General features: G+C 71.7%; 5 protein-coding genes. All 5 read right to left on the bottom strand.

All coding sequences use genetic code 11. The features are described from left to right. Positions 1–210 precede the first annotated feature (210 nt). Positions 211–495 (bottom strand): hypothetical protein, encoded by a 285-nt coding sequence (locus ACFFHC_RS10185; protein WP_101849981.1) that lies wholly within the window; start codon positions 493–495, stop codon positions 211–213. Positions 496–576: 81 nt separating this feature from the next. Beyond that, positions 577–2,223: a hypothetical protein gene (locus ACFFHC_RS10180; RefSeq protein ID WP_379805172.1), complete on the bottom strand. Its 1,647-nt coding sequence runs from the start codon at positions 2,221–2,223 to the stop codon at positions 577–579. Next, a complete protein-coding gene (locus ACFFHC_RS10175; protein WP_379805169.1) occupies positions 2,220–2,924 on the bottom strand; it encodes an ATP-binding cassette domain-containing protein in 705 nt (234 codons plus the stop codon). Before ACFFHC_RS10175 ends, ACFFHC_RS10180 begins: the two co-directional genes overlap by 4 nt. 83 nt (positions 2,925–3,007) lie before the next feature. Further along, positions 3,008–3,292 carry a hypothetical protein gene (locus ACFFHC_RS10170; protein WP_379805165.1) on the bottom strand — a complete coding sequence of 95 codons (285 nt, stop codon included), beginning with the start codon at positions 3,290–3,292 and terminating at the stop codon, positions 3,008–3,010. A 198-nt stretch (positions 3,293–3,490) separates the two neighbouring features. Then, the gene (locus ACFFHC_RS10165; protein ID WP_070705278.1) at positions 3,491–4,744 is read right to left on the bottom strand and encodes an ATP-binding protein; all 1,254 of its coding nucleotides are present in this window, start codon (positions 4,742–4,744) and stop codon (positions 3,491–3,493) included. Between the last annotated feature and the right edge of the window lie 123 nt (positions 4,745–4,867).

Genomic DNA, 4,867 nt, shown 5'->3' with positions numbered 1-4,867 from the left:
GAAGTCCTCAGATCATGCCCGGGACCTCGACCCCTACCCCCAAGCACCCACGCTCAACTCCGAAGAGCCGTATTTCCTCAGGCTTGCAACCGTGTCCCGGGTCACACATCTCTGCTGAAATGAAACACGTTGTCCCGCATACTCTTCGCCTGAGTCCGGGACTGCTCCCCCCTCCTTCACACCCCCGCCCGAGAGGCAGTCACGTGGCGCTCACCGACGCATGCGGGACGTTCCTGCAGAACTCGTGAGGCGGCCAGTGAGGGCCCCCAGCGCCGCACCGACGACGGCGGGCACGCCCACCAACATCGCCATGAACGGGGGAAGGCCCCGCAGGTCCGAGGTGAGCACCGACCGGTCCGGCGGCCAGGCGAAGCCCTGCGCGTTGAAGGCACCGACCACGCCCAGCAGCAGACCCACCACCAGCCACGCGAACACGACGCCGAGGACGCCCCGGCCACGGCGGGTATCGAGGAAGGACCACACCAGGGTGACCACCGCGGCCAGGGCGAAGACCAGCAGGCCCGTGCCGAGGCCGGTGTCGTCGGGAGCGAGGTGCGTCAGGACGAGGGTGGAGTGTCAGGTGCGATCCCGGCAGTCTCGGAGAGCGGCGAGGGTCGCCGGCATCGTGCCACTGGCGCCCTCCCCGAGACCGAGCAGCTGCTGCACGTCCTCCAGGTCGGCGCCCCGGCACCAGGCGGTGGTCGTGTAGGCCAGCGAGTCCGCGGACGGCCCCTGGAGGACGCCCGGCGGCGTGAGCCCGCGCGTGCGGGACTGCCCGATGCTGGGGTGCACGTCCGCGCCGTCGTCGCCCACGGTGCTCGAGATGACACCTGTTGTCACGAGATGGACGGTGCGGGGCAGCGCCTCGGGATGGGGCGACGACGTGTAGAGGCCCTCCACCGTTCGCAGCGCTGCCGGCACGTAGCCGGCATCGGGGGCCGGAGCGCACACCCGGAGGTCGACCTTCGCGCTGCGTGCGCAGCTCTCGACCCCGTAGGCCTGCTCCCACCGCGCGTCCACGTCCTGGGACGGGGGCCTCGGCGTCGCGATCACGACGGCGAGCACCGCGACCAACCAGAGCGGAGCCAGCCACACCCTCCCGGAGAACCACCCGATGACCGCCCCCACCGCGGCGAGGACCACCCCCTCCAGCACGACGACACACGCCACGGGCCAGCCCGCAGCGAACTCCCGCAGAGCCACCTCCGCGGGGACGTGCCGGGAGAGGTCACCGGTCGCCACGAGGGCCAGCACGGCGATGGGGACGAGCAGGCCGATGGCGGCGATGCGCGCGGCCCGGCCGGCAGCACGGCCGATGAGCTCGGAGCGGCTGCGGGTGGAGAGCTCCTCCCACTGCACCACGCCCGCGCGCCACCGGGCCTGGCCGGTGACGAGACCGGCCACCGCGGCAGCCCCCATGAGGATGAAGTGCGCCGCCGGCAGGTCCCTGGCCAGCAGCAGCCGGGGGCTCCCTCCCCAGTACGGCAGGCTCGCCAGCTGCGTCCAGAGGACGGACAGTGCCACGACTCCCATCAGCGGGCCGGTCAGCGCCGCTGCCCCCAGCCCCGGCCGGGTGCGACGCCCTGCGAATCCTGCGCGCGAGCCACGGGGCATCCGCCTCGCCCCCTGGCGCCGGAAGGTCAGACCCGACAGGTACGAGCCCACGCCCACAGCCCACACGATCACGCAGGTGAGCAGGCTCAGGTTGGGTTCACCGGTGGCCTCGAAGCGCAGCGTGGCAGGTGCTCGCAGCGCGCCGAGTACCCCGTCGGGGAGGGTGGGCTCCACCGGCCAGCCGACCGACATCGACCCGAGTGCCGCGACGACGGGGAGCACCCAGACGGCAGGACGCGGCACCACGGTCAGGCTCACCAACCCCAGCCCCATGAGGGCCGCGGCGTTGCGCCACGCGGCGAGGGCCTGGGCGTCACCCGGGAAGACGAGAATCGCCAGAACGCCGGCCAGCGCCGTCGTGAGCGCCACCAGCACACCACGACGAGCGAGCAGGGATCGCGGCGCGATGCGCTCGAGATCGTGCTCGTTCACGAAGGCGAAGAGCAGCGGCAGCGACATGGCGGTGGAGATCCACAGCGGGCCCACCTCGATCGAACCGCCCAGACTGGCCGCGGTGACCAGCACCGCCATCACACCGGTGGCGATGACGGCGGCGAGGGCACAGCGCGGCAGCTCCTGGTGCCTGGCCCAGAGCAGCCACCCCCTCACTGCGCCACCAGCTCCAGGTAGCTGGCGCGCACGGTCGAGAGCTCCCGGGTGGGGCTGAACTCCTCGAAGGTCCCGTCGAAGACGAACGATCCCTGGTCCATGACCGTGACGGTGTCCGCGTGGTCGAGGACGTCCTCGACGATGTGCGTGGAGATGACGACGATCGCCTCCTGCGACACCCGGTGCAGCAGGTCGTTGAGCGAGTCCCGCTGCCCCATGTCGAGGCCGGCCGTCGGCTCGTCGAGCACGATGACCTCGGGATCGGCGACCAGCGCGGAGGCGATCCCGACCCGTCGACGCATCCCACCCGACAGCGCCCGGATCCGGTCATCGGCACGCTCCTCGAGGCCGACGAGCCCCAGGAGGCGGTCCACCTCCGACGCCGCGGCCCGGTCGTCCAACCGCTTGAGCCAGCACATGTAGGCCAGGTGCTCCCACACCGTGAACCGCGATCGGCGGAGGTTGTCCTGCGGCAGGAAGCCCACCCGTTCCCGCACCTGACGCACCGGGGCGCCGTCCAGCGTGACGCTGCCCCCGTCGAGGGGCTGCAGGGCCACGACGGCCCGCAGCAGGGGCGACTTGCCGGCGCCGTTCGCGCCGAGCAGCCCGTGCAGGCCGTGGCCACGCCGCCAGGAGACTCCCTCGACGGCGGTCCGTGTGCCGTACCGGATCGTGGCCCGATCCACCACCAGCTCAGTCATTCTCACCACTCCCGCGAGTCCCGGCATCAAACCGGGCGGGCGTGGCGCCCCGTCGCCACACCCGCCCGAGCGGCCACCGGACGTTAGTTCCGCACCTCGAACATCACGTTCCGGGGCTGGCCCACCAAACACTTGATGGTTCGCTGCTGACCCGGGCGGCCCCAGGTGGAGAAGCGGTCTGGCGCATAGGCACAGTCGAGATGGATGCGGAACTCACCACGACAGCTCTTGCAGGTACCGGTCACGTCGCGACGGTCGATCGAGTACGTGCAGTTCGTGGGCGTGGCATGGGCAGCAGGCGCGGCCGTCATCAACGGGGATCCGAGCATCGCAAAGGCTGCCGCAGGCGCAAGCAGCTTCTTGAGCACAGTGTGTGTCATAACTTCCTCCACAACAGATGATCCCCCCCCGGTTGAGGACTCGCTCGAAGCGTAACAGGCGCACTAAGCTGCGAGAGTTCGCTTTTCACAGCCTCACCGATCCCCACCCGCGGCTGGATCGTCCCCCGGGCGTCGCTCCGAGGAACGCAGCGGACCGGCAGGCCAAGGGGCCCTGGCCGTCGCCCCTCACTGGCTGTTGCGCAGGTAGCGCCCGAAGTGCGGCACGGTGAACGCGATCTTTCCGCGCTCCGGGGCGTAGATGAGCCCCTTCTTCATGAGTGCGTCCCGCGCCGGGCTGAGCGACTGCGGCTTGCGGCCCAGCACCTCGGCCACCACGGAGGTCGGCACGGCCTCCACCTCCTCGGCGCGGGTCAACGGGTCCGGCGACTCGGCCGCATCGGCCTGCGCGGCGACCTCCTGCTCGGCCACCGTCACCGCCGCCTCGGCCATGGCGCGCAGGTACTCGCGCTCGCCCGGGGTGGCGCGCTCGTAGCGCGAGCCGAAGAAGCCCACGGCCAGTTCGGACTCGGCCATCGGCGCGGCCACGCGCACGTCCTCGGCGGTGATGGGCGACTCCGGCGCCATGTCCCACACCTCCTTGCCGTAGGCCTGGATGAAGTACGGGTACCCGCCGGTGGCCGCGTACATGGCCGCGAGCGCCTCGTCCTCCCACTCGGCGCCCTCGTCGGCGGCGGGCGCCTGCAGGGCGCGGGCGGCCTCACCCCGGTCCAGCCGGTCGATGCGGTGGTAGCGGAAGAGCCGCTCGGAGTAGGACTTGCTGGCGCTGAGCACCGCCGGCAGGTGCGGCAGGCCGGCGCCCACCACCAGCACGGGCAGGGCCTGCTGGCCGATCTCGTGGAACGCGGCGCAAACGGCCGACACGTCATCGGGGCCCAGGTCCTGCATCTCGTCGATGAAGATGCCCACGCCCTTGCCCACGTCCGCGGCCAGCCCGCCGACGTCGGTGAGCAACTCCACGAGGTCGATCTCGATGTCGCCGGAGTCGGCGCGGCCACTGACCGCCGGGGCGTCGATGCCGGGGTTCCAGCGGTCACGCAGCTTGGCGTTGGCGGGGGCGTCGCGCTGGGCGAAGGCCTTGATGACGCCGAGCACGTGGTCGACGTCCTCCTGCTGCGGGTGGCCCAGCTCGCGGACGGCGGTGTGCAGGGCGCTGGCCAGCGGGCGGCGCAGCGACTGGTCGGGGCGGGCCTCGAGCTTGCCGGTGCCCCAGTTGGCGCGCACCGCCTGGCCGCGCAGGGCGTTGAGCAGCACCGTCTTGCCCACGCCGCGCAGACCGGTGAGCAGCACCGAGCGGTCCGGGCGGCCACGGCGGATGCGCTCGAGCACCACGTCGAACTGTCGGAGGTACTCGTCGCGGCCGGCGAGCTCCGGCGGGCGCTGGCCGGCGCCGGGGGCGTAAGGGTTGGTGATCGGGTCCACGCGAGGAGCCTATGCGCGACTCGAGGCGACTCTAGGGATTTGCGCAGAGTGGCCTAGGTGTGATGTCCAGCCAGGTTGTTGAGGCGGCTGACTGGCGGGGCTCCGATCGCGGAGTGGACCCGG

This window comes from Kytococcus schroeteri (assembly GCF_042433515.1).
GTDB classification, from domain to species: Bacteria; Actinomycetota; Actinomycetes; order Actinomycetales; family Dermatophilaceae; genus Kytococcus; species Kytococcus schroeteri.
This window is presented reverse-complemented; position numbering and strand designations above follow the sequence as displayed.